The sequence below is a fragment of the Ruegeria atlantica genome, assembly GCF_013032455.1.
GTDB lineage: Bacteria > Pseudomonadota > Alphaproteobacteria > Rhodobacterales > Rhodobacteraceae > Ruegeria > Ruegeria atlantica_B.
On record NZ_WQCF01000003.1, the window covers coordinates 320,732 to 343,800 of the forward strand.

Consider the following 23,069-nt stretch of genomic DNA (forward strand, 5'->3'; position numbering starts at 1 on the left):
AGGGGCAAGGTCTTGCCGAAGCGGGGATAATCAGCGCGGTATCAGGTTGGTGACGCCAACGGCAGCAGCACGCGCCAAATCCAGATCCAATGACATCGGAATATATTCCCCACGACGCCACAGTTGGGCCTGATCGTCATAGTAACGCGACAAGAAGTGACCCGACTGACCGGTGGCCGTGATAAAGACCGAGCTATCGGGGTCGGCAAAATCGTAAACACCGCGATAGCCCGCCCCGTGTACGTTTTGGAACGGGTCTTTGCCCTCGCCTGAGGTTCGGCCGCGCAGCAGAGTGTTGTCGCCACCGCTGGTGGATTGGCGGATATTGACGAAGTACCTCAGCACTGGCACCGAGCCCAGAACCGGATGATCATGGGTGGCCTGATGCGCGTCACCCCAGCGAAGGGATTCAAGCGCGCTGCCGTAGTTCTCGGAAATCCAAATCAGCGCGTCGTCCAAGGCCAGTCGCGCCATGTCGGTACAGGTCTCGGTCGGGGCGCTCTGGCGCACGTCGCACCATACAGAGGCGCCATTGATATCGCGGAAGACACGTTCAATAAACAGTGGCTCGACATGTTTGTATTCCGCGGCCAGCGGTCCCAAATCATCCGAGATCAAGCGAATTTGCAGCGCCCGAACCCAGGCCGCATAGATCAGCGGCTCGGGCAGGTGTTCGTTCATCTCACCATTCCACTCGGCCAGCAGTGACAGCGCGATTTGGCGCTGGCGTTCCGGGGTTCCCTCGGGGGCTGAGGCTCCGGTGAACCACAGATCAGCACCAATCAGCGGCAGCAGCGAACGGGCAGTAAAGCTGACGGTATCCAGTTGCGCCTCGATAAAGCTGTCGCGGGTGTGGACTTCACGCGATTGCATCAGGCGTTCCCAACGGTGCACGCGCTGGGTGTCGCCCCACTCATAGGATACGTGTTCAGGGAAGGGGCGGTCGATGATCTTGTTGTTGGTGTTGCCCAGAATGCCGCCTGCGGGGGCGACGAATTCGGGATTGTCTGCATAGGGAAGGCGACCCTGCCATAGGTTCTCGGCCAGCCAACCGGGCGTTGGAATACGTCCCCGGCTTTGGTTGCGTAGGCCGCGCTTTGGCATGGCTCCGATCAATTTCAATCCGATCGTATTCTTGTCGACCAGTGACAGGTTCTGCGAAGGTGAGATATACAGTTCCGCACCCTCAATGGCTTCTGGAACGCTGTCTGCGTTCATCAACGCCATTGAGGCTGTCATCGTCGTGTCGCGCGGGCTGAGAGCTGTCCACGAAAGCGAAGCGACGTGGCCCGGTGGCGTAATCGTTTCCAGATCGTAATGGCTGCCGGGCAAGACCGGGCCGTTTTCAGTCCAACGCAGGGTTAGGGTGACGGGCGCTTGATCCTTGATCTCGATGATCGAGGGGCGGTTGCGGAACTTTTTGTACCCATCTGGTGTCAGATATTCCTCGGGGTTATCGGGGTTCAGCTTCTCGATATGTACGTCTTGGTCGTCCAGATAGGATGAGGTCAGCCCCCAGCCCAGACGATCACTACGCCCGGTCATGACGGCCGGAACACCGGGGATGGTGCCACCGATGACGCCACCCTTGGCCAGCTCCAGCCGAGCCAGATACCATATGCCGGGCGCGGTAAAGCCCAGATGCGGATCGTTGGCCAGTAATGTGCCACCGCTGGCCGAACGAGACGGCGCGGCGGTCCAAGCGTTTGAAGCCCCAGCCAGCCCTCGTTTTGGAAAGGGCGACAGCGGTGTCTCGGGCATCGGAACGCTACGGGCATAGCGGGGAACATTCGGAAACAATGCGGCGTATTCCGGCAGGGCTGCAATGCCCGCGCCCGGAACATCGGGCAGGATATCGGACAGCCTCGCAGGATCACTCAGTATAAGCGACGTACGTGCGCGCAGCACCTCATCCTGCAGATGACCAGACAGTTGCAGGCCCATCAGCTTGATCACCGCGATACTGTCGCCGGGTTGCCAAGGAGATACGGGCGCATTGAACAGGAACATTTCGGGCGCGCCACGGCCCAGTGCGGCTTCGTTGATCTCATCCAGCCGCGCATTCACACCTGCTGAATAGGCGCGCAGCGCGGCCTTGGTGTAATCATCTTGTACCTCAACCGAACGATGCGCCAGACCGTACAAATCCAACCGGCGCAGCAGTTTGTCGATATGAACGGTGCGCGCGCCAAAAACTTCGGACAAACGGCCTTGCGCTGTGCGGCGCAAAACCGTCATCTGCCAGAGACGGTCCTGCGCGTGGGCGTAACCGAGGCCAAAGAATACATCCGGATCATTCGCCGCCAGAACATGAGGCACATTGGCCGTATCCCGAATGATTTCGACCGGGGCACTTAATCCCTTTACCTCGACCGTTTGGTCGTAGCCGGGCAAGGATTGACTGGCCAGAAAATACACCAACGCAATGGCAGCCACTGCCAGCATTATCAGACCTGAGGTAATGCGCACGAGCCAGCGAAATACGAGTGCCATTTATGGCCTACTACCTTGATCCAGTTCCGATTGCCGCGAGATTAATGGATGGCTTTGCTGACCGAAAGAGGAACAGCGGGGGAATATTCGCGTTTACTTCGATTTAAACAAAAATCCCCGCCACATACGGGGCGGGGATGTTGATGTAGGAGAGTGGTTGCCAGACGTTAAGGAATGATCCGTGTATATTTTGTGCCTTCAACCGTGGCGCCGAATTTCAGGCCGGCCTGGCCAAACACTGCCGCCAATACTGGCGAACGCAACGTCGTGGTGTCGGTTGACAGCGAATCTCCGGTTGCATCCACCACGTAGCCAATATCGGCTCCGGCGGTCCAACCGTTAGAGCGCCGGAAATTGTTCAGCGCATCTTCTGTCATAAAGAACAGCACATGGGCATATTGCTGTGCGCCGATCTGCAGGCCGGCAGTGCCGGATATAGCGGAATAGTAATCAACGGTTGCGCCCTGAATGCGCAATGCGCCTTGGCCGTAGGCACCTCCAAAGATAAACCCGGCGTCGGTTATCAGGGGCATGACCAGCATGCCGTTGGCCTTGTTTGCGATCTCAACCGTGTTGGGATAGCTCGCATACATCTCGGTCAGGGTGGCATCGACGCGGGCGTCGATCTTGGCCGCATTGGAACTGCCGACGCCATTGCCGCAAGCGGCGGTCAGTGTCAGCCCGGCCATGCCAAAGGCAAAGCCACGACGGCTCAGTCGGGGTGCATTGGAACTGCTCATGTTTTTTATCTCTGTATAACTGCCTGAATTGTCGGGTGTTCCCGATCTTGTGTGCGAGAATACGCCGATTGCGCCTGTGTGTCACGGGAAAGCTGAGTGACCGCGCCGTACAATCGGCGAAAAACCGCGACAATTTCGGGTTTTAACCTTGAAGCAAGCGTGCGACCCGCGGTGCAAAGTATGTGAGGATGCCGTCACAGCCTGCGCGCTTGAACGCCAAAAGGCTTTCCAGCATCACCTTTTCTCCGTCTATCCATCCGTTCTGCGCAGCCGCCTGAACCATCGCGTATTCGCCTGACACCTGATAAGCGTAGGTCGGCGCGCCAAACGTGTCTTTCACACGGCGACAGATATCCAGATAAGGCATACCGGGCTTGATCATCACCATGTCTGCGCCCTCGGTCAGGTCACGCTCAATCAGGCGCAGGGCCTCGTTCGAGTTGGCCGGATCCATCTGATAAGTCTTCTTGTCGCCTGTCAGCGCACCCGAAGCTCCCACCGCGTCGCGGAACGGTCCGTAAAAGGCGCTGGCGTATTTGGCGGCATAGCTGAGGATCATCACGTTCTGGTGGCCCGCAGCCTCTAACGCCCGACGCATTTCGCCAATCCGTCCGTCCATCATGTCGGATGGGCCGATGATATCGGCACCAGATTCTGCTTGGGCCAACGTCATTTTCACCAGTGCCTCGACAGTCTGGTCGTTCACGATCTCGCCATCTACCACATAGCCGTCATGACCATTGATGTTGTAGGGGTCCAGAGCCACGTCGGTCATCACCGCGACATCTGGGGCCGCGGCCTTGATCGCGCGAATGGCGCGGTTCGACAAGTTATCGGGATTCCAGGCCTCGGCGCAGTCCTCGGTTTTCAGGCTGGGGTCGGTGTATGGAAAGATGCAAATCGCCGGAATTCCCAGCGCCTGTGCTTCAACTGCGGCTTTGGCTATCAGATCAACCGACCGACGCACAACGCCTGGCATTGACGGCACGGGCTCTTCTATGCCCTCTCCATCGCGTACGAAAACCGGCCAGATCAGATCGTCGGTAGTGAGCGTATTTTCCCGGACAAGCCCCCGCACGGCCTGAGATTGGCGCGCCCTGCGGAAACGGGTCAGGGGATAAGGGGCGATGGTCGGTTTCATGTCGCGCTCTCCTTGAATAATTCCGCATTGGGTGGCATGAATTCTCCGTAGTCTCAAGGGTAACGATGGACGCGCCTGTGCGAAAAAGCCCCTCAGGACTGAGAACAAAGGGCTGACGCTTGGACTTATACTCTTCGCTATTCGAAATCATCGACATGCGCAGTTTTTCGAATCTGTGGTATTGGATCTGTCTGGCCGTTTTGTGGTCATCGGCCAGCCACTGGGCGATGGGTGTGCCATTTGACCTATTGGTGCGCGCACGCCGTGCCGGTGGGCAGGCCGAGCGCGATCTATTGGATATCGTGCGGATCAACACTAACCGTCTGCTTTACATCGTTGATGTGTCCGGCCAGATCATTCTGGGTTTGTCCTGTTTCATTTTCACTGGTCTCGCGATGCTTGGTTTTTACTATGGGGTCGAGTTCGCACAGGCAGTATTCCTTCTGCTTTTTCCGGGTAGCTTTGTGATGCTGCTCAATATCAGGGCTGCACGTAGATTAAAGAACAGCGAGGGAACGCTTGAGGTCGTAGGTAAGACTTTGACGCGATGCAGGATCTATACGCAGATTATTGGAATGATTTCGATCCTGATCACTTCTTTTTGGGGCATGTATCAGAACTTCTCAATCGGGGTTCTGGGGTAAGAAATTCGGAAAGGCACGAAGATGACGGCTCCGAACCACGTAACGGTTGGCGGCGCCCCTGAAGGGTTTGACGCACAACTTGTCCTGAATGAGATCGTACGGTCCGGAGGGCCGGTCTGTCACGTCGCGCGCGAGGATAAGCGTATGGAGGCGATGCGCGCCGCGCTTGCTTTCTTTGCGCCGGACATGCCGGTCTTTGTCTTTCCGGGCTGGGATTGCCTGCCTTACGACCGGGTTTCGCCCAATGCGGATATCGCGGCGGCCCGCGTTGCGACATTGGCAGCGCTGGTGCATCAGATGCCGGAACGGTTCGTGCTGCTGACCACGTTAAATGCGGCGACCCAGCGTGTGCCCGCGCGCGATGTGCTGCGTGAGGCTGCGTTCACGGCGCGCGTTGACCACCGCGTCGACGAAACGGCGCTGCGGAACTTTTTGGTGCGCATGGGTTTCACCCAAAGCCCTACGGTTATGGAACCCGGTGACTATGCGATCCGCGGTGGAATCATCGACATCTTTCCACCCGGTGAATCCGGCCCAGTCCGTCTGGACCTGTTCGGCGACGTTCTGGATGGGGCGCGCCGGTTTGATCCGGTGTCGCAACGCACGACCGAAAAGCTGGACGTAGTAGAGCTGGCTCCGGTCTCTGAGGTTATTCTGGACGAGGCCGCCATCACCCGCTTCCGCCAAAACTATCGCATCGAGTTTGGCGCAGCGGGCACGGACGATCCGCTGTACGAGGCGGTCAGTGCGGGCCGCAAGCATCAGGGCATCGAACACTGGCTGCCCTTCTTCCACGAAAAATTGGAAACGCTGTTCGACTATTTGCCGGGGGCCACGATCACTCTGGATGATCAGGTCACGCCCGCTCGGCTCGCCCGGTGGGACAGTATTGAAGATCAGTACCAGACCCGGAAGCTGGCGTTAGAGAACCGATCGCGCATTGACACGGTTTACAAACCGACGCCGCCGGGCTTGCTGTATCTGGACGACGCCGCCTGGCAGCAGGCGGTCGGCGACCGTCGCGTTATGCAATTCAGCCCGCTGCCGCAGGCCAGTGGCCCCGGAGTGATCGACGCGGGCGGACGGATCGGCCGTAACTTTGCCCCCGAACGGCAGCAGGAAAGCATTAGCCTGTTTGGTGCGCTGGCTGGCCATATCACCGACAAGATGGCCAAGGGGCCGGTGCTGATCGCGTCCTATTCCGAAGGGGCGCGCGAACGCCTGACCGGGCTGATCGAGGATGAAGGGCTGGCCGAGGCCATCCCCGTATCCAACGGTACCCGCATCGGAAAACGCGGATTGCATCTGGCAGTTTGGGCGTTGGAACACGGGTTCGAAACACCCGGTCTTACGGTTGTAGCGGAACAGGATGTTTTGGGTGATCGCTTGATCCGCCAACCCAAAAAACGCCGCAAGGCCGAGAATTTCCTGACCGAGACGCAATCGCTTACCCCCGGTGATCTGGTGGTTCATGTGGATCACGGCATTGGCCGTTATCTTGGGATGGAGGTGGTCACCGCTGCGGGGGCTGCTCATGAATGTTTGCTGCTGGAATACGCCGAGCAGGCAAAGCTGTATCTGCCCGTTGAGAATATCGAGTTGCTGTCGAAATACGGCCACGATGAAGGTCTGCTAGACCGTCTGGGCGGCGGCGCATGGCAGGCGAAGAAAGCCAAGCTGAAAGAGCGTATCCGCGAGATGGCGGACAAGCTGATCCGCATCGCCGCCGAACGTGCCTTGCGCAAGGCGCCGGTCATGGACCCGCCGCCTCATGCGTGGGAAGAGTTCAGCGCCCGGTTCCCCTATCAGGAAACCGACGACCAACTGCGCGCCATTTTCGAGGTGATGGAAGACATGCACTCCGGCGCGCCGATGGATCGCCTGATCTGCGGAGACGTGGGCTTTGGCAAGACCGAAGTGGCGATGCGTGCAGCCTTTGTTGCCGCTATGTCGGGCGTTCAGGTGGCAGTAGTTGCTCCGACCACACTGCTGGCGCGCCAACACGCAGCATCGTTCAAGGAACGTTTCCGGGGCTTCCCGCTGGAAGTGCGGCAACTGTCGCGGTTTGTGTCTGCCAAAGAGGCGCAGCAAACAAGGGATGGTCTGGCGCGTGGCACAGTCGATATCGTTATTGGGACCCATGCGCTGTTGGCCAAGGGTATCCGGTTCAACAACCTTGGCCTGCTTATAATCGATGAGGAACAGCATTTCGGCGTTGGGCATAAAGAACGCCTGAAACAACTGCGTTCCGACATTCATGTGCTGACCCTGACAGCCACGCCGATCCCGCGCACTCTGCAATTGTCGCTGACTGGTGTGCGCGATCTGTCGATCATCGGCACGCCGCCCATCGACCGCCTTGCGATCCGCACCTATGTCAGCGAATTCGACGCCGTCACAATCCGCGAGGCGTTGCTGCGGGAACATTATCGCGGCGGGCAGAGTTTCTATGTGGTCCCACGCATCTCGGATCTGCCCGAGATAGAGGATTTCCTAAAGGAACAACTGCCGGAACTGACCTATGTGATCGCTCATGGTCAAATGGCGGCTGGTGAACTCGATGACCGGATGAACGCGTTCTATGACGGCAAGTATGATGTGCTGCTGGCCACGACGATTGTTGAAAGCGGGCTGGATATTCCGACGGCGAATACGATGGTTGTGCATCGTGCGGATATGTTCGGGCTTGCGCAGCTGTATCAGATACGCGGTCGGGTAGGGCGCTCGAAAACCCGTGCCTATGCCTATCTGACGACGAAACCGCGCCAGAAACTGACCGCCACGGCTGAAAAACGTCTTAGGGTTCTGGGGTCATTGGACACGTTGGGGGCCGGGTTCACGCTGGCCAGCCAAGACCTGGATATTCGCGGCGCGGGCAATCTGTTGGGTGAGGAACAATCCGGCCAGATGCGCGATGTGGGCTATGAGCTCTATCAATCGATGTTGGAAGAGGCGATTGCCAAGATCAAAGCCGGTGAGATGGAGGGGCTGTCGGATGCTGACGATCAATGGGCTCCGCAGATCAACCTGGGCGTGCCGGTACTGATCCCCGAGGACTACGTGCCCGATCTGGACGTGCGTCTGGGCCTCTACCGTCGTCTGTCGTCGCTTTCAACCAAGGTAGAACTGGAAGGCTTCGCCGCTGAGTTGATCGACCGCTTTGGCAAGCTGCCGAAAGAGGTAAACACCCTGATGCTGGTCGTGCGCATCAAGGCGATGTGTAAGCGCGCGGGCATTGCCAAGCTGGATGGTGGGCCGAAGGGTGCGACGATCCAATTCCACAATGACAAGTTCGCGTCCCCTCAGGGATTGGTCGAATTTATTCAGAACCAGCGCGGTCTGGCGAAGGTCAAGGACAACAAGATCGTCGTGCGCCGTGACTGGAAAAAGGACAGCGACAAGATCAAGGGCGCCTTTGCCATTGCACGTGATCTGGCGGAAAAGCTTGTGGCCGAAAAGAAGAAGGCCAAGGCCTAGTCGCCGCTGACAAAGGTACATAACTGCCAGTTACCCGCGTCGGATTTAACGAAAGCGGCGCGGTAACCGGTCATAGGCCACAGAAAATCGGTATGCATATAGCCTTGCGTACCGTCAGTCAGCAATACGCGCTGATAGTCGGCACCGTCCTGAAACTCGCGGATGATTGCGATTTCGTAGCTGATCAGCCCCAGAATAGGCGCGGTGCGATCCGGTCTTTGACGCAGAGATACATCTGTTCCCGTGACGAAATATGCTAGCTGCGGATCCAAAGAGGCGGGCAGAGTGATCTGCCATTGATGCGGCATCCAGAACTCGCCTTCGTCGTCGAAATAACCAGGTTGGGACAGGGTGTTTTCCAGATCGGTCCAATACTGGTCGCGCAGCGCATTGGCGTTCCCACGGACCTCTTCCGAAAGGGTATTGGGGTCGAGAACTAGATTGGCGCGCAGTTCCTCGGGACCACCGCCGCCGCCGTGACTTAGGTAGATATCTGGGCAAGCCTCGGCAACGATGGCTTCGATGTCGCGTGCCTTGACCTGTATTAGCAATTCGTCCCGAAATGCCACCAGAGACGGGTCTTGATCGGCCTGATCGACGGGCGGAAAGGACTGGCGATCTGCAAGGGCAGGCCCACCGATCAAAGCGACCAATAGTAAACAGTATCTCATTCGGCGGCCCTCATCGCTGCCTGAGCGCAGAAGCAGGACGCACCAACTGCCCGGTCGGCCCGGGCCAGAGCAAGGTCAAGGCGCTGTTTGATCTGTTTGATCTCATCCTGTTCCCCCCGTGCCTTAAGGCAATCATAGAGTCCCTTAAGGCTCCAAACATTGTCCGGATGGATCGAGGCGCGGCTCAGCGCGCCGCCTAATCCGAGGTCTTCGCGATAGAAGGCCTCGGCCTCAACAACATGGCCTTGCTCAAACAGCAACGCCCCCAGCGCGTGACGGGTGGGCTGCATCCAACCCCATGGCTCATCATAGGGTAGCGTATCATCCAACTCGACCGAGCGGCGCAGGTGGGCATAGGCCATGTCGTAATTGCCTTTGCGATACTCGATTTCACCACGAAGCATTTCGCGAGCGATCTCGAGCAGATCGACGACACGGTTGTTGTGCAGTAGTCGCGTTTCGGGAACGCAGGCTTTGGCTGAAAGGAAAAGGTGTTCTTCGGCCTCTGCTTTGGTCACATCACCTGTCGCAGCATGCGCAATGGCGCGGGCGTAGTGGATGGTCGCAGTTAGAGTGCGGAATAGATCAGGGTCCTTGGGCAGTTCCAGCGATTTGGCTTCTTCCCACCGGCCAAAACGGATTAGGATGTGCGGGCCCATGGACATATAGCTTTCGAAATAATCGGCCATGGGTGGGCTTTCGATGCGAAGCATGTCCTCTGGCGTGGTGTCCCACAAACCTTTGTTGGCACGCAGGGCGGGTTCCATCTGGCCCAGAAACAGCGCCCCGTAGATAGCGAAGTGGTAATTGTGTTGCCGGTAGCCGGTGTAGATGTTGAACGCGCCTTCCCGCTCGTAATACTTCAGATCGGCGATTGTAGCTTTCTCGTTCCAGTAAACGACGTTGTGATAGTGGCCGCAAAGCACGTCGATATGGGTTGGCATATGCACCAGATGGCCCGCATCGGGCACCAAGGTGCGCAGGACATCCCCTGCTTTCAAAGCCGCCTCTGGGGTCGGAGACATTTCCATCAGATGCACATAGAGGTGAAGCAGTCCCGGATGGGACAGGGCGGCAGGATCGTTGGCCATTGCGTCCTCAAGCGCCTTCTGCGCCTCAACCGTGGCCGCGCCCTCGGCGGGCTGACCTGTCTTGAGGTCCCACATTTGCCAGGGTGTCAGGTTCAGCAATGCCTCAACATAGATGGTGCGCAGGTCCAGATGATCGGGCTGCGCGGCAAAAGCGGCGCGCATGGCGTTGGCAAAATCATGATTCCATCCGTGCATATCCGCGATCGGATCACGCTGAGGGTAACGTGCGGGAAGGGCACGGATCAGCGCCTGTTCAACTGGGGTGCAGGTCTTGAGCAATTCTAACGCTCGTTGGGTGGCATCATACGCCTGATTCAGCGCTTTCTGCTGGCCGCGGTCGTCCCGCAAATCCCATGGCAGATTGTAGTTCGGTCCAGCCGCATAGGCGATCCCCCAATAGGCCATGGCGCAGGTTGGATCGTGCTCGGCGGCGCGTTGGAAACAGACAACGGCCTCATCATGATTATAGCCATAGGTCCAGATCAGCCCGCGATCAAACCACAGCTGCGCTTCGGGAACGGACGTGGTGACCGGACTGGAATGTGTGCCAAGATCGTAATAGTCGCTCATCGAAAATCTCCCCTCGGATCAAGAGGAGGTTAGCGGGATTCGCGCAAGCTGCACAGATCAGGCAGGCAGCCTGTTTTCGATCCGCCCCATATGCAGCATCAGCCCGAACCCGCTCAGACTCATGACCAGAATGCCAGTGCTCAAGGGGACCAAAGTACCGTCGAATAAAAGCCCGATTGGCGCGGCAATGGCGGCGGCCAGAACGGTCGAGAACGCTCCGATCACCGAGGCTGCCATACCAGCAATATGTCCCATCGGCTCCATCGCGATCGCGTTCAGGTTGCCCATGGTCATGCCTGCCATGAAAAAGATGGACGTTTGCCAAAAGACGAAAACCGCAAAGGACAAGTTTGGTGACAGCGGCATCATGTTCAGCGTGATTACACCTGTGGTGATGACAATTTGCGCCCCCAAGGCCCATGTCACCAGCCGCCGCATACCTACGCGGATTACCAGCGCCGCGTTCAGCAGGCTGGCCGAGCCCGCCATAAGGGCCACGAACCCGAACCAGAAAGGGAAGCTGTCTGCGCTGTCATGGATCACGTCATAGACTGGCTGAACCATGGTCAGAGTTGTGAACAGAATACCCAGACACAAGGTCTGCACGAAGATTGAGACACGCACGGTCGGGTGGTTGAACATCTCGCGCGCAGCCGAAGCCATCAAGGGCAGGCGCAGAGGCCTGCGGTTCTCGGGCTTCAGAGATTCAGGCAGGCGCAAGCCCATCCAGATCACTGTGATGACTGAGAACAGGATGAATGACACAAAGATGGCGCGCCATCCTGCAACAGAGATCACACCGGCCCCCAGCATCGGCGCGACGGCCGGGACCAGTGTAAAGATCATCATTGCGATAGAGACGATCCGGGCCATTTCCCGGCCTGAATACAGATCCCGGATTATGGCCATCGCCACGACGCGCGGTGCGGCGCAGCCGATACCCTGCGCGACCCGCGCGATTAACAGCAGCTCCAACGAGGAACTGGCCCAAGCGATTGCCGCAGAAATGATGTAAAGAGCCGAACCTACATAGATGACCGGTTTGCGCCCGAACGCGTCCGACAGCGGACCGACAAAAAAAGTGCCGATACCCATGCCCAGCACAAATGACGTCAGGATCAGCTGCGCCCTGTTGGTGTCATCAGGGCTAAGTTGTGCACCGATCTCGGGCAGCGCAGGCAACATCGAGTCGATCGAAAACGCAATGGTCGCAAACATCATTGCGACGAGTGCGATGAATTCTCCCGAAGACATACGATTGGCCATAGTGCCCCTCCTGACCTGTTCGCGCTATCACGACGGGTCAGGTGGCGCTAGGCATCATAATGCACAGAGACCTGTGCTAATTTGCAGGGGAAGCCTCAAGCTGAGACATGATTTCGCCGATAACTTTTTCCCACATTTCAGGCGGTTGAGCGCCGGGAACCGCGTGCTGGTTGGCCACGATATAGGTCGGAACCGAGTTCACACCCATCTGGCGCGAATGGGTGTCGCGGTTGCGGATATCTTCGCGGTCGGCGTCGGAATTCAGCAGTTTGAGAATAACGGCAGCGTCCATGCCAGCAGCGTCGGCGATGTCTGCTAAAACCTCATGGTTGCCGATATCACGTGCCTGCACAAAGTAGGCGTCAAAAAGCGCATCCACGACCTCATTCTGTTTGCCTTCGATACCGGCCCAATGGATCAGGCGGTGGGCATCCAGCGTATTGGGCGTGCGTTTCATGCCTTCGAAGTCGATGTTTAATCCAGCTTTCTCGGCGTGTTCAACAACCGGTGCATAAGCGAGAACAGCGCCATCCTTGCCGCCGAATTTGCCTTCCAGATACTCGCGCCGGTCCATGCCTTCGTCGGGCATGTCGGGGTTAAGCTGAAAGGGATGCCATTCGATTACCATCGGATGGTCGGGGATAGCGGCCAAAGCCTTGTCCAGATGGGTCTTGCCGATATAGCACCACGGGCAGATCGGGTCGGACATGATGTCAAGTTTGACGGTCTGGGTCATGGTGTATTCGCCTTGAAATAGGCCGGCAGCGCCCGGCGCAGGAGTTTGCCATTGCCGCCGGTCGGAAGCTCGGGCAGATGAATGAACGCGCGCGGCTGTTTGTACCGCGCCAGATTTGCTTCGACATAGGTGCGCAACGCGTCATCGTCCAGCTTTTCCGGGCCTGTGTAGAAGGCTGCTATCACAAATGTGTCCTGTTTGACCTCAACTGCCGCGGCGCCCACCTGCGTTATGCCGGGGTATTTGGACAGCGCGGCCTCAACCTCGACCGGGGACACGCGATAGCCGCCTGCATTCATCATGTCATCGTCGCGGCCCAGATAGGTGATCTGCCCGTCCACAGCCATCGCGCCCTGATCGCCTGTCAGGAACCAGTCACCCTGCATCCGTGCCTGCGCTTCTTCCGGCGCGTTCAGATAGGTCAGCATCAGGCCGGGGTCCGAGCGATGAATGGCAATGGTCCCCTCCTGTCCCTGGGGGACCGGACCGTCCGGCCCGAGGATCGCGACCCGGCGTCCCGGTTGTGGTTGCCCCAATGCCTCGCCGCGTGCCGGGTGGGCTGGGCTGGACGAGATGAAGGTCGAGCATTCGGACATGCCGTAAGCTTCAAACAATTCGGTTCCAGTTGCTTCGGCCCATTGCGCATGCAGGTGCCGCGAGAGTTTTTCCCCGGCGCACAAACCGTGGCGCAAGTTTGGTAGGTGGAGATCATGTGCGGTTTTGAGCAATTTACGGAACACACCGGGTGCCGCCGCAAAAATCGTTGCGTTGTGTCGTCGCAACAAGGCGGGCAGGGTGTCTGGGTCGGTGCCCGGCTCTGGGATCAGTGCAGTTGCACCCATGGTCCAGGGATCCATCAAACCAGTGCCCAGCGTATAGGTCCAATTGAACGCCCCTGCATGACACACGCGGTCCGAGTTTCTCAGCCCATACCAACCTTCGACCATCATCTGACGCGCCCAGATGGCGCGGTGGGCGTGAGCAACAGCGCGTGGTTTCCCGGACGTTCCGGACGTATAGACGACATAGGCAAGCCGGTTCGGGTCGCCGAACTCAAATTCTGCCGGAGGCAGGGCGCGCATACGGGACAACTCTTCCAGTGTAATCTGGAACGGGTGCGCCGCGCATGCGACGGCTGGGTCTCGAAGGATCGCTGCTGGTTTCAGGTCTGCGATCATGCGCGCGGTTTCGGGCTCGGTCAGTTGTGACGATGTTGGAACCGGCACGATCCCGACCGCAATCGCCGCAAGATATGCAATCGGGAAATCCACGGTGTTCCCCAACCGCATCAAGGCGATGTCACCCGGTTTTAGCCCGGCGTTCAAAAGTCCGGTTGCGGTACCCAGAATGGCCGCTTGCAAAGCGCCATAGGTCCACTCCTCGGATCCGTCACTTTGCAGAACCGACAACGCGATTTTGTCTGAATGGTCATTCGCCCGGCGTAGAACATGCGCGGCGAGGTTGAACGGTGCAGGGCAGGGCGGAGGTGGCCCCTGATCGAAAACGGAAAGCATGGCAACTGGCTATCGTGTGGATTGGCGCGTTGCAAGCGTGGCAAGCTGGCCCTATAGAGTTGCGCATGAGCACGAAAGAACAGCCATCTCTGATCCGTATCGCCCGAGACTCGGGTGAACATACTGATCCTGAACCGCTTGATCTGGGCGCGCGCGTGCGCGAGTTGCGCAAGGCGCGGAACTGGACTCTGGAACAGGCCGCCTCGCAGGCGGGGCTGGCGCGGTCGACTCTCAGCAAGATCGAAAACGGTCAGATGTCGCCAACCTATGACGCGCTGAAAAAGCTGGCGACTGGGTTAGAGATTTCGGTGCCTCAGTTGTTCACACCGCCACAGCGTGAACAGGTTATTGGCCGAATGGCCGTGACCCGAATGGGAGAAGGCGCCGCGCATCCAACGGTGACTTATGAACATGAGTTGCTGGCTGAAACGCTGACGAAAAAGCAAATGCTGCCCTATCGCGCGCGCGTGCGGGCCCGATCAATGAATGAGTTCGACGGCTGGGTGCGCCATGACGGTGAAGAATTCCTGTATGTTCTTACCGGAGTCGTAAAACTGTACACCGAGTTCTACGAACCCGTTGAAATGCGTCGCGGCGACAGCGCCTATTACGACGCGAGTATGGGGCACAACGTAATTTCCATCAGCGACGAGGATGCGACGATCCTTTGGGTCACATCACTTGCTTAAAGACCGGCTGAACTCTTGGTTCAGGCCTTCGGTAAATAAAAAATCCTCTAGCTCTTCATGCGCTTCGTTTACGGTCAGGTGATGGCGTTCGGCCAGATACGCTTCAAACCCTTTTCGATCTTTACTCAGCCGCAACTTGTCCTGATCACGCAGATTTGGAAAACGCCGTTTAGCGCGGGAATACATTGCATCCCAGTCTTGCGTCAGGTCGGTCCACTTCAACATTTGTCAGCTATCCGTAGTTCGGGTTTCACGGCTGCTCGGCCCTTATTTCAGGGTACGGATCACATGGCAATCAGCGCGCATGACAAAATGTCGCACCCACGCATGGGTGACGTTAGGTAAAAAGGCCCGTTGAGCTAAGCGCACAACGGGCCTACGGACCTAAGTTTGGAGTGAGTGGAGGCCGGTCCGCAAAATTCTCGTTTTGCGCGTCAGGTGAAAAGCTATCTACTGAATATATCATAAATATTCCGTTCACACGGCGCGTCTTAATACAGTTATGTTACATCGCAAACGGGTGGTCCGTAAAGTCCCTTGTATGTGTTCCAAGGCTTTTCACTGGAATTAGGTTCCGTCCCAACATCTGGCGGTTTGTGGGGAAAGTTAATTCTATATTTAGGTAGTTATGGCAGATGTGCCGAAATCCGCCGAAAGACGCCAGCCACGAGCATGGCGTTTAAGCGAATGGTAATATGCGCAGGTAATCATTCGATACAGGAAAGCTCCCTGATTTGATGTCTTCGGCGACGTGCCACAGATGGCTATTCTTCGTACCACCAAACCTGCGGCATATATTCTGGCCCATCGCCATAGATCGGTAGGGTTTTGGGTTGCTTAAGCTCTTTCGCATGAGCGATGCGCCCCACATCGAAATTCCAGATCGGAATCACATAACGACCAGCGGTCAGAACACGGTCCAACGCGCGGGTGGCGGCGACGAAGTCCTCATGGCTTTCTGAAGACAGCATTGTGTCGATCAACCCGTCCACGGCCAGAGATGCGACACCCATCAGATTGCGCGTGCCAGGAGTATCCGCGTTTTCACTGCCCCAATACAGACGCTGCTCGTTGCCGGGTGACAGGGATAGTGCACGCCGAAAAACTGTCATGTCGAAATCCAGTTCGGCGGTGCGGCCGGTGAACTGGGCACTGTCCACCTGTTCGACAGTGACTTTTACACCCAGACGTTCAAGTGCTCGGGAATAGATTTCGATGGCGGTCTGACTTTCGCTGTCGCCTTGTTGCAGCAACACGGTGATGGTGAAATCCTTACCGTCTTGATTGCGCAAAACGCCATCTTGAACGGTCCAGCCAGCCTCGGACAGTAGCTTGTTGGCCTTGCGAATGTTGGATCGGTTGCGGGCCGAGCCGTCCCCGACAGGCAGGGCATACCCCTCCAACGTTCCTGGGGGCAAGCCGTCTTGGTAGGTCTCCAGCAACTCGGCAACTTTGCCTGTGGCCGGACCAGGTTGCATGCCCAGATCGGAGCCAGAGAAAAACGAGGTGATCCGAGGCTGTGCGCCACCTGTGATCGTGTCGTTGATGTATTCGAAGTTAAACGCCAGCAAAAGCGCCTCACGCACGCGCCAGTCGTCAAATGGAGCTTTGCGCGTGTTCATGACAAAGCCTGTCATGCCCGAAGGCTTGCCGTGCGGGATTTCGGTTTTGACGACATCGCCGCGTTGCACCGCAGGAAAGTTGTATTGCGTGTCCCACTTGTCGGCGTTGAATTCGCGGATGGCGGTCAGTTCTCCGGCTTTGAAGGCTTCGAACAAGACTGTGCCATCGCCGTAGAATTCGATCCGTATTTCGTCGAGGTTCATGGTGCCTTGGCGGAACGGGATATCCGCACCCCAATATTTGGGGTTGCGGCGCAGGTTCACATAGCGTCCAGCCTCGTAGCTATCGACAAAGTAAGGTCCCGAGCCCACTGGAACATCGTGCAGCGCGGCATCTGCGAAATCCTTCCCCTCCCACTGAGCTTTTTGGAGGATCGGGCGCAGACCGGCGATCAGGGCAAGCTCTCGATCCGGTTCATTGAAGCTAATTCGAACGCTGCGTGGGCCAGTTTGCTTGATGCTATCGATCTTGCCCCAAAGCCCCCGATACCGCAGGTGTCCTTCGGTGCCCAAGGTCTCATACGACCAGATAACATCATCAACGGTCACAAGACTGTCATTCGAAAACCGGGCGTCTTCGCGCAGGGTAAATTCGACCCAAGACCGGTCCGGCGCAGTCTCAACTGATTCGGCTAACAACCCGTAAAGAGTGAAAGGTTCGTCCCAGGATCGACCCATCAGGCTTTCGTGGGTCCAAAATCGCAATTGCCAGGGCGAGGTGCCTTTTTGCACAAACGGGTTCAAGCTGTTATAGCCCCCGGTATTTCCGAAAACGACTTTACCGCCTTTGGGTGCATCCGGGTTGGCGTAAGGAAGAGACACAAAATCCGGTGGTAGGGCAGGGTCGCCATACATAGCTATGCCATGACTCGATTCTGCACTGGCAATTGTGGCGGCAAAAACAGAGGCGATTCCCGCAATCACATGACGGACGGGGCGTAGATAATCGGGGCTCATTTTGGAAACAATCCTGCTCAGGCCTTATTTTGTTGGTGTTCAACGTACTGATGATTTTTCATATTTTCAAACTTTTAGCTTGGACGGATGCAAGAAATTGCTTATAAAGGTTGCACTGCTCGATAGGTTTCTTGCCTGTATGAAACCTGCCTCAATAACTTAACGCCCGCTTCGTGCGGGCGTTTTTTTTGGGCTAATCGCATCAAGGGTGCGGAACCCTGATGTTTCCCCGTTCCCTTTGCAGATGCAGCATGGCACTGTGCCGCCAAATCGGACTTTGAGGGAGAGAGCATATGAGCCTTTCAGGAAAAACAGCGATCATCACAGGGTCGAACTCGGGGATCGGGTTGGGTGTTGCGCGTGAACTGGCCAAGGCCGGCGCCGATGTCGTTCTGAACTCGTTCACCGACCGGGATGAGGATCACGCCCTGGCTGCTGAGATCGCGCAAGAGACCGGAACCAACGCGCGCTATATCAAGGCGGACATGTCCAAAGGGGATGAATGCCGTGCGCTGATTGAAAAGGTCGGTGCCTGTGACATTCTCGTGAACAATGCGGGCATCCAGCATGTCGCGCCGATTGATCAGTTTCCGACCGACAAATGGGACGCGATCATTGCGATCAACATGAATTCGGCTTTTCACACAATGGCTGCGGCGTTGCCAATGATGCGCAAGGCGGGTTGGGGTCGGATCGTCAATATCGCCTCGGCACATGGTCTGACGGCCTCGCCGTTTAAAGCGGCCTATATTGCTGCGAAACATGGTGTCGTTGGGATGACCAAGACCGTGGCGCTGGAGACCGCGCAGGAACCGATTACCTGTAATGCAATCTGCCCGGGTTATGTACTGACCCCGCTGGTTGAGGCACAGATTCCGAACACGATGAAAGAATACAACATGAGTCGCGAGGATGTGGTGAAGAACATCCTGCTGGAACGCCAACCCTCGAAAGAATTTGCGACGGTCGAGCAACTGGGCGGCACCACGATTTTCCTGTGCTCGGATGCAGCGGCGCAGATCACTGGAACGACGATCTCGGTTGACGGAGGCTGGACGGCGTTGTGAGGGTTCATGGGGGCTCTGTCCCCATACCCCCGGAGTATTTCGGAAAAGATGAAAGGGCGGCGTTGTGAAACGGATCAATCTGGCCCTTCAGGGCGGCGGGGCGCATGGGGCGTTCACCTGGGGCGTTCTGGATCGTTTGCTGGACGAAGAAGATATCGAGGTGGCAGCAATCACTGGAACTTCGGCCGGGGCGTTGAATGGCGCTGCATTCAAATCCGGCATGGTTCATTCGGGCCGGAAAGGCGCGCGAGAAAGCCTGGACAGGCTGTGGCAGCGGATGGGCGCGACTTCGGATATGCGCGTGTCAAACTGGTTCCGGGGGATTGAACCCGGCAGTATCTCTCGGGCCATTGAGTATTCGCTGCCTTATTCAATTGGCGATGCGTGGTCGCGGATGGTGTCACCCTATGCTTATGGTCCGTTTTACAGCAACCCGTTGGAACCTGTGGTGGACAGGTTCAATTTCGATGAGATTTGTGCCGATGAAGGTCCACGTCTGTTTGTCTGCGCAACCTGTGTGCGCAGCGGTAAGATTCGGGTTTTCACCGGCGATGAGATCTCGACGGATGCTATTCTGGCTTCGGCTTGTTTGCCGACCCTATTTAAAGCTGTCGAGATTTACGACCCTGCGACCGACCGGATCGAGGCTTATTGGGATGGTGGCTATACCGGAAATCCGGCGCTGTATCCTTTGTTCAACGATGACTTGCCGGATGACGTAGTAATCGTGAATATCAACCCGCTTGAGAGGGACGAAATTCCCATCACACCGCAACAAATCCAGAATAGGATCAATGAGATAGGATTTAACTCATCGCTGTTTCGGGAACTGCGGGCCATCAACTTTGTGCAGCGCTTGCTGGCCGAAGGCAAGCTGAAGGCAGGTGAGATGAGCCGGGTTCTGGTGCATATGATTGCCGACAACGAGTTGATGAATAGTCTGTCGGTGGCAACCAAGACCGTGCCCAACCCTGTGGTCTTGCATAAACTGAAAGAGGCCGGTCGCGCGGCGGCAGATGGGTTTCTGTCGCGCCACAAGAATGACCTGGGGCAGAACAGCACCGTCGACCTGCCAACGATGTTCGGTTGATCACTCGGGCGGCTGGGTCGGGTCCTTGCCGTTCGGATAGACCAGACCGGCTGAGATCACCAGTTTGGCTGCATCTTCGATACTCATGTCCAGCAGGATCACGTCTTCGGCCGGGAAGAACAGTAAAAAGCCCGAAGTCGGGTTGGGCGTGGTCGGAATGAACACGCTCAGCAATTCCCCGGCTGTTTCAGCGCGGTGCGTGACCTCACCTTTTGCTGTGGTTGAGACAAAGCCGATGGCCCAGATACCCCGGCGCGGATACTGCACCAGGCAGGCTTTCTCAAAGGACCGTTCGGTCTGGGCAAAGACGGTCTCGGATATTTGCTTGATCCCGGAATAGATCGAGCGGACGACTGGCATCCGGTCCACCAGACTTTCGGTGAACGAGATGAAGGACCGCCCCAGAATACCCTTGGCGATCCAGCCCACCAGAACGGTGAACACCAGAAAGATGATGACACCGACGCCACGGAGGTTGATACCCACATATTCCTGCGGCTGGAACTGCTGTGGTATCAGCGGCAGGACGGCACTGTCGATCCAACCGACCACCGACCAGATCAGCCAGATCGTCAGCCATACAGGTGCAATGACAACGATGCCCGTCAGAAACGACGCGCGCAGCCGGGAAAACAGGCCCGGGCGGCGATGGGGTTCTTCGTCAAACGGTGTGTTCATTACGATCCTGAATGGTTTGCGGATTTAGGTAAGCTGTCAGGGGCTTTGGTGCAATAGGCCAGTCTTACGTGCCTTTGGCCAGCGCTATTGCGATACCTGACGCCAGCCGCGCATTGTTGCGAACCAGTGCGATATTAGCGGTTAGTGAGCGACCCTCGGTCTGTTCATAAATTCGTTGCAGCAAGTAAGGCGTGACGCCTTTGCCGGTGATCCGGTGCGTATCAGCATCGGCCTGGGCCGAGGCGATGATTGGGGCTAGTTCCTCGGCCGGGATTTGATCTGCGATAGGGATGGGGTTGGCAACCAGCTGGCCACCAGGCAGGCCAAGCGCACGACGTGTGGAGTGGGCCTTGGCGATGTCCGTGGCGCTGTCCATGCGCAGTGGCGCAGCGTAGGGGGATTTGGCTGACCAGAAGGCAGGGAAATCGTCCTGACCATGCGCGATGACGGGAACGCCCAACGTCTCAAGAACTTCCAGCGTTTTGGCCAGATCAAGGATCGCCTTCGCGCCAGCGGCCACAACAGTAACCGGTGTTTGCGCCAGCTCGTGCAGGTCTGCAGAGATATCGAAAGAGGTTTCCGCCCCTTGATGCACGCCACCAATGCCACCAGTGGCGAAGACTTCAACCCCGGCATAGTGTGCAGCAATCATGGTGGCCGCCACCGTCGTGGCCCCGGTGCCGCCAGTGGCAATGCAGGTGGCCATATCTGCGCGTGACAGTTTGGCGACGCCCTGTGCCTGACCCAAGGCGCTTAGTTCATCGGCTTCCAGACCTACATGCAGTTTGCCGGTAATCACGGCAATCGTAGCCGGAACAGCACCCGCGTCACGGATATCCTGTTCAACCTGCGCCGCAACCTCAATGTTCTGAGGGTAGGGCATGCCATGGGTGATGATGGTGCTTTCCAGCGCAACGATGGGTTGGCCCGCGTCCTTGGCTGTGCGAACCTCGGCAGAGTATTGGATATCAATCACAGTGGGGTTTCTCCGGAAACGTATGTGGCGGCGGCGTGCAGGGCGCGGCTCAGGGCCTCGTCGTTGGTTGCTCCGCCGGATTCTGAGGCGATATGGGCCGCCATGAAAGTATCGCCTGCGCCGGTCACACGCGTGACCAGAACGGACGGGGGTGTCTGGGTCAGGATTTCGTCTGCACTGCCGATGGTGGCCGAGTTGCCGCCGTCGGTGACCAATACCCGCAGCGCACCACGGTCCAGCAGGCCTTTAGCGGCGCTTTCGGAATCGGTGAACTCGCGTTGGCACAAGATTCCCGCCTCTTCGAGGTTCACATAAAGCGTTGCACGGGCGTGTTTCAGAAACGGAAGCAAACGCTCGGCCTTACCAGGTGAGGCCGGGGCCACACGCAGGTCGGCCTTCGCAAAGGCGGGACTTTGAGCGATTTCTTCCAGCAGGTTAAGCGTCAGATTGCCATCCAGCGCGATGGGGCCTTCGAAGGGGGCGTATTCAGTTCCCAGCGGCCCATGCATCAGTGGTCGCAGGATTTTGGCCCCGGCGGCCTCAAGCGAATGGGCATCAGCGATTGCGGCGATCAGACCGTTCGCCCCCTCGACGGCCATATACCGGTCGGTCGGCAAATCCTGCGAGCGGTAGATGTGGTCTGTGACCATTCCCAGACGCGCGCAGGAATTGACCAGTTCGTCGCCCTCGGGATCGCGGCCAATAGCGGTCAGCAAGGTCGGTGTCATTCCGAACCGCACCAATGTCATAGCGATGTTCATAGCCACACCGCCGGGCAGGCGGGTGATCCGCCCCGGCACGTCCGAGCCCTGCCGCATCGCGCTGGCCGAGCGTCCGATCACGTCCCACAGGACCGAGCCAATACACAGGATTTCGCTGTTCTGAGTCATGACAAACTCATGCCGTAGCCCCGGCCCGGGCGCAAGGGTTAACGCTCACATCTCGTCGGTCAGGGCCTTGAGTGCGGCCAGCGGGTCTTCTTGTGACCAGATCTCATCGCCGATGCCGAAGAAGTCAGTGTGGGGAGACAGCTCGCGGACCAGTTTGGGGGTCAGACCGCCTTCGGCCACAACTGGCACCTCGATCATCTCGGACCACCATTGAAACAGGTCCTTTTCGGCTGTGGAGCCGTCGCCCAAGGCCGACGCGCCGACGGGGCCGAACGCCACGTAATCCGCGCCTGCTTCACCGGCGGTCATACCATCATGGCTGGAGGCACCGCAGAAACTGCCAACGATGGCATCCGCGCCCAGCTCTTTACGCGCGGCCCGGACGGAACGTGCGGCGTCGTCCAGATGCACACCGTCCAACCCCAGTCGTTGCGCCAGCAGGACATGGTTTGAGATTACCAGAGCCACGTCCCGGGCATGAGCCACCTCACGGCAGGCATCTGCAGCACGCGCGATTGCGTCTTCGTCATTTCCACCCAAGGCCATGCGAATGCAGGCGATCTCGGCCCCGTCCAGTACGCGCCCCAGCTGGGTGGGGAATGTGCTCAACGAGATGGTCGGCGGGGTGATCAGGTAAATCTGCGGCTGCTCGGGGGTGTCCATTGGCGCGTCCTTCGCTTTCAGTCTTTGGCGCGGTTTAGCGGATTGCGCCGGGGAAGCAAACTTTTATGCCGGAATAACGCGCGATTGAAGCCCC

At 57.7% G+C, this 23,069-nt stretch carries 19 protein-coding genes; 5 read left to right on the top strand and 14 right to left on the bottom strand.

Going from position 1 to position 23,069, the window contains the following annotated elements; translation table 11 throughout:
* Positions 1-30: 30 nt before the first annotated feature.
* From GOW93_RS08480 to hemB, 3 genes are all read right to left on the bottom strand, one after another.
* Positions 31-2,493 carry a penicillin acylase family protein gene (locus tag GOW93_RS08480; RefSeq protein WP_170383102.1) on the bottom strand — a complete coding sequence of 821 codons (2,463 nt, stop codon included), beginning with the start codon at positions 2,491-2,493 and terminating at the stop codon, positions 31-33.
* Between the two features lie 167 nt (positions 2,494-2,660).
* Entirely contained in the window at positions 2,661-3,233 is a 573-nt protein-coding gene (locus tag GOW93_RS08485; protein WP_170383104.1) for a YSC84-related protein, read from the bottom strand.
* A 142-nt stretch (positions 3,234-3,375) separates the two neighbouring features.
* Positions 3,376-4,374, bottom strand: coding sequence for a porphobilinogen synthase (gene hemB / locus GOW93_RS08490; protein WP_170383106.1), 999 nt, complete (start codon positions 4,372-4,374; stop codon positions 3,376-3,378).
* A gap of 119 nt (positions 4,375-4,493) precedes the next feature.
* Between hemB and GOW93_RS08495 the strand changes: the two genes are divergently transcribed.
* A complete protein-coding gene (locus GOW93_RS08495) occupies positions 4,494-5,018 on the top strand; it encodes a component of SufBCD complex (RefSeq protein ID WP_170383108.1) in 525 nt (174 codons plus the stop codon).
* Between the two features lie 21 nt (positions 5,019-5,039).
* The gene (gene mfd / locus GOW93_RS08500) at positions 5,040-8,495 is read left to right on the top strand and encodes a transcription-repair coupling factor (protein ID WP_170383110.1); all 3,456 of its coding nucleotides are present in this window, start codon (positions 5,040-5,042) and stop codon (positions 8,493-8,495) included.
* Here mfd and GOW93_RS08505 read toward each other — a convergent pair.
* The 5 genes from GOW93_RS08505 to GOW93_RS08525 form a co-directional block, all read right to left on the bottom strand.
* Positions 8,492-9,166, bottom strand: coding sequence for an SH3 domain-containing protein (locus tag GOW93_RS08505; protein WP_170383112.1), 675 nt, complete (start codon positions 9,164-9,166; stop codon positions 8,492-8,494). The genes mfd and GOW93_RS08505 overlap by 4 nt on opposite strands.
* The gene (locus tag GOW93_RS08510) at positions 9,163-10,827 is read right to left on the bottom strand and encodes a tetratricopeptide repeat protein (protein WP_170383114.1); all 1,665 of its coding nucleotides are present in this window, start codon (positions 10,825-10,827) and stop codon (positions 9,163-9,165) included. The genes GOW93_RS08505 and GOW93_RS08510 overlap by 4 nt, the downstream gene beginning before the upstream one ends.
* Positions 10,828-10,884: 57 nt before the next feature.
* Entirely contained in the window at positions 10,885-12,093 is a 1,209-nt protein-coding gene (locus GOW93_RS08515) for a multidrug effflux MFS transporter (protein WP_170383116.1), read from the bottom strand.
* 76 nt (positions 12,094-12,169) lie between these two features.
* Positions 12,170-12,829 carry a DsbA family oxidoreductase gene (locus GOW93_RS08520; protein WP_170383118.1) on the bottom strand — a complete coding sequence of 220 codons (660 nt, stop codon included), beginning with the start codon at positions 12,827-12,829 and terminating at the stop codon, positions 12,170-12,172.
* The gene (locus tag GOW93_RS08525; protein WP_170383121.1) at positions 12,826-14,343 is read right to left on the bottom strand and encodes a class I adenylate-forming enzyme family protein; all 1,518 of its coding nucleotides are present in this window, start codon (positions 14,341-14,343) and stop codon (positions 12,826-12,828) included. The genes GOW93_RS08520 and GOW93_RS08525 overlap by 4 nt, the downstream gene beginning before the upstream one ends.
* 65 nt (positions 14,344-14,408) lie before the next feature.
* Here GOW93_RS08525 and GOW93_RS08530 point away from each other — a divergent pair, with 65 nt between their 5' ends.
* A complete protein-coding gene (locus tag GOW93_RS08530) occupies positions 14,409-15,032 on the top strand; it encodes a helix-turn-helix domain-containing protein (RefSeq protein WP_170383123.1) in 624 nt (207 codons plus the stop codon).
* On the opposite strand, the gene GOW93_RS08535 is transcribed toward GOW93_RS08530, so the two are convergent.
* Together GOW93_RS08535 and GOW93_RS08540 are read right to left on the bottom strand one after the other, a co-directional pair.
* Positions 15,021-15,257, bottom strand: coding sequence for a hypothetical protein (locus tag GOW93_RS08535; RefSeq protein ID WP_170383125.1), 237 nt, complete (start codon positions 15,255-15,257; stop codon positions 15,021-15,023). The genes GOW93_RS08530 and GOW93_RS08535 overlap by 12 nt on opposite strands.
* A 539-nt stretch (positions 15,258-15,796) precedes the next feature.
* Complete coding sequence (locus tag GOW93_RS08540; protein ID WP_170383126.1) at positions 15,797-17,611, bottom strand: extracellular solute-binding protein; 1,815 nt, start codon at positions 17,609-17,611, stop codon at positions 15,797-15,799.
* Between the two features lie 293 nt (positions 17,612-17,904).
* Here GOW93_RS08540 and GOW93_RS08545 point away from each other — a divergent pair, with 293 nt between their 5' ends.
* Positions 17,905-18,678, top strand: coding sequence for a 3-hydroxybutyrate dehydrogenase (locus GOW93_RS08545; RefSeq protein ID WP_170383128.1), 774 nt, complete (start codon positions 17,905-17,907; stop codon positions 18,676-18,678).
* A 64-nt stretch (positions 18,679-18,742) separates the two neighbouring features.
* The gene (locus tag GOW93_RS08550; RefSeq protein ID WP_170383130.1) at positions 18,743-19,768 is read left to right on the top strand and encodes a patatin-like phospholipase family protein; all 1,026 of its coding nucleotides are present in this window, start codon (positions 18,743-18,745) and stop codon (positions 19,766-19,768) included.
* On the opposite strand, the gene GOW93_RS08555 is transcribed toward GOW93_RS08550, so the two are convergent.
* From GOW93_RS08555 to GOW93_RS08570, 4 genes are all read right to left on the bottom strand, one after another.
* Complete coding sequence (locus tag GOW93_RS08555) at positions 19,769-20,446, bottom strand: DUF502 domain-containing protein (protein WP_170383132.1); 678 nt, start codon at positions 20,444-20,446, stop codon at positions 19,769-19,771. It lies immediately after the preceding gene.
* Between the two features lie 64 nt (positions 20,447-20,510).
* Positions 20,511-21,422, bottom strand: coding sequence for a pseudouridine-5'-phosphate glycosidase (locus tag GOW93_RS08560; RefSeq protein WP_170383134.1), 912 nt, complete (start codon positions 21,420-21,422; stop codon positions 20,511-20,513).
* Entirely contained in the window at positions 21,419-22,312 is an 894-nt protein-coding gene (locus GOW93_RS08565; RefSeq protein ID WP_170383135.1) for a PfkB family carbohydrate kinase, read from the bottom strand. The genes GOW93_RS08560 and GOW93_RS08565 overlap by 4 nt, the downstream gene beginning before the upstream one ends.
* Before the next feature lie 45 nt (positions 22,313-22,357).
* Positions 22,358-22,975 carry a thiamine phosphate synthase gene (locus GOW93_RS08570; RefSeq protein ID WP_170383137.1) on the bottom strand — a complete coding sequence of 206 codons (618 nt, stop codon included), beginning with the start codon at positions 22,973-22,975 and terminating at the stop codon, positions 22,358-22,360.
* Positions 22,976-23,069: the final 94 nt, after the last annotated feature.

Bases quoted from the DNA above. Each gene is read 5' to 3' on its own strand.
- GOW93_RS08535 (WP_170383125.1), bottom strand. From the start codon at position 15,257: ATGTTGAAGTGGACCGACCTGACGCAAGACTGGGATGCAATGTATTCC.
- GOW93_RS08565 (WP_170383135.1), bottom strand. From the start codon at position 22,312: ATGACTCAGAACAGCGAAATCCTGTGTATTGGCTCGGTCCTGTGGGAC.
- GOW93_RS08515 (WP_170383116.1), bottom strand. From the start codon at position 12,093: ATGGCCAATCGTATGTCTTCGGGAGAATTCATCGCACTCGTCGCAATG.
- hemB (WP_170383106.1), bottom strand. From the start codon at position 4,374: ATGAAACCGACCATCGCCCCTTATCCCCTGACCCGTTTCCGCAGGGCG.
- GOW93_RS08520 (WP_170383118.1), bottom strand. From the start codon at position 12,829: ATGACCCAGACCGTCAAACTTGACATCATGTCCGACCCGATCTGCCCG.
- GOW93_RS08555 (WP_170383132.1), bottom strand. From the start codon at position 20,446: ATGAACACACCGTTTGACGAAGAACCCCATCGCCGCCCGGGCCTGTTT.
- GOW93_RS08530 (WP_170383123.1), top strand. From the start codon at position 14,409: ATGAGCACGAAAGAACAGCCATCTCTGATCCGTATCGCCCGAGACTCG.
- GOW93_RS08540 (WP_170383126.1), bottom strand. From the start codon at position 17,611: ATGAGCCCCGATTATCTACGCCCCGTCCGTCATGTGATTGCGGGAATC.
- GOW93_RS08485 (WP_170383104.1), bottom strand. From the start codon at position 3,233: ATGAGCAGTTCCAATGCACCCCGACTGAGCCGTCGTGGCTTTGCCTTT.
- GOW93_RS08510 (WP_170383114.1), bottom strand. From the start codon at position 10,827: ATGAGCGACTATTACGATCTTGGCACACATTCCAGTCCGGTCACCACG.
- mfd (WP_170383110.1), top strand. From the start codon at position 5,040: ATGACGGCTCCGAACCACGTAACGGTTGGCGGCGCCCCTGAAGGGTTT.
- GOW93_RS08570 (WP_170383137.1), bottom strand. From the start codon at position 22,975: ATGGACACCCCCGAGCAGCCGCAGATTTACCTGATCACCCCGCCGACC.
- GOW93_RS08505 (WP_170383112.1), bottom strand. From the start codon at position 9,166: ATGAGATACTGTTTACTATTGGTCGCTTTGATCGGTGGGCCTGCCCTT.
- GOW93_RS08480 (WP_170383102.1), bottom strand. From the start codon at position 2,493: ATGGCACTCGTATTTCGCTGGCTCGTGCGCATTACCTCAGGTCTGATA.
- GOW93_RS08525 (WP_170383121.1), bottom strand. From the start codon at position 14,343: ATGCTTTCCGTTTTCGATCAGGGGCCACCTCCGCCCTGCCCTGCACCG.
- GOW93_RS08545 (WP_170383128.1), top strand. From the start codon at position 17,905: ATGAGCCTTTCAGGAAAAACAGCGATCATCACAGGGTCGAACTCGGGG.